At 44.8% G+C, this 710-nt stretch carries 1 protein-coding gene; it reads right to left on the reverse strand.

The genetic code is table 11. The annotated features are described in order from the left end of the window. Window positions 1–71: 71 nt before the first annotated feature. On the reverse strand, window positions 72–710 hold a 639-nt coding region (locus R7Z49_RS24970; protein WP_318112381.1), incomplete at its 5' end, for a TatD family hydrolase.

Raw genomic sequence — 710 nt, forward strand, 5'->3', positions numbered from 1 at the left:
TCACCCACCTTTGTGAGTTATCTCACAATAAGCAGGGAAACGTTTTCTATTTCAGACTACATCTTTAGATTTTATTCACATATCGAGAAAGCAAAATTGCTATTTTCCCACAGCTGAGTGGCAATCGATTGCTTTCGCACACTATGCAACTCTGCGAGCTCATTGAATACATGAATGAGTTTGGCAGGGTGATTCGGCTCCCCTTGATAACCAAGTATAGGCATATCTGGAGCATCCGTTTCTATAACCAGATTTTCGAGTGGTAATCTTTGAATTGCGTCGCGAGTGTTATGGGCTCTCGGATAGGTAATGGTTCCACCAACACCGATGAAAAAACCTAATCTGACCCACTCCATTCCCTGCTGATAACTACCAGCAAACGCGTGCAAAACGCCACCACGAGGTAACTTCGCCGCTTTGACCATTTGAATGAGTCGATTGTGTGCTTTCCGGCTGTGCAAAATGACAGGAAGATTGAAACGCCTTGCCAGCTCAAATTGAGTTTCAAGCGCCCTTTCTTGTAGCTCAGGATCTACGTTAACTGCAAAGTCTAGTCCGCACTCTCCGATTGCCACACACTGTGGCGATTTTTGGTTGAGATAACGTTCTAGCTCTGCAAGGTGCTGCTCAACGTTATCTTCTAGAAAATACGGATGAAAACCGATCGCGTAATACAAATTGGCGTGTTGCTCTGCCAACGTTTGAATACG

Source organism: Vibrio sp. 1562 (assembly GCF_033340155.1).
GTDB lineage: Bacteria > Pseudomonadota > Gammaproteobacteria > Enterobacterales > Vibrionaceae > Vibrio > Vibrio alginolyticus.